Here is a 544-nt window from a genome sequence, read left to right as displayed (position 1 = left end):
GTGGTCTTGCCCGCGCCGTTCTCACCGATGATGGCAATCCGCTCGCCCGCCCGCACAGCCATCGTCAGGCCATCGAAAATCTTGCGGTCGTACGTCTTGCGCGCGTTCTCGGTTTCCACTGCTAGGTTGTGCAGCTTCTTCTCCATCTCGAAGCGGACGAACGGATTCTGGCGCGACGACGGCTTGATGTCTTCCACCTTGATCTTGTCGATCATCTTCAGGCGCGACGTGGCCTGGCGAGCCTTGGACTTGTTGGCCGAGAAGCGGCGCACGAAGTCCTGCAGGTCAGAGATGCGCTCCTTGGCCCGCGCGTTGGCGGCTTGCAGGCGTTCGCGCGCCTGCAGGGAGGCTTCCATGTAGTCGTCGTAGTTGCCCGGGTAGACCTTCAGGGTGCCGTAATCCATGTCGGCCATGTGCGTGCAGACCGAGTTCAGGAAGTGGCGATCGTGGGAAATGATGATCATGGTGGAATTGCGCTCGTTGAGCACCGATTCCAACCAGCGGATCGTATTGATGTCGAGGTTGTTGGTCGGCTCGTCCAGCA

Annotated in this window: 1 pseudogene; it reads right to left on the bottom strand. The window is 60.1% G+C overall.

The window, feature by feature from the left end:
- Positions 1-544: pseudogene (locus FUT88_RS25245) on the bottom strand (ATP-binding cassette domain-containing protein); the annotation flags it as partial.

It is taken from the genome of Ralstonia sp. TCR112 (assembly GCF_007997035.1).
GTDB lineage: Bacteria > Pseudomonadota > Gammaproteobacteria > Burkholderiales > Burkholderiaceae > Ralstonia > Ralstonia edaphi.
This window is presented reverse-complemented; position numbering and strand designations above follow the sequence as displayed.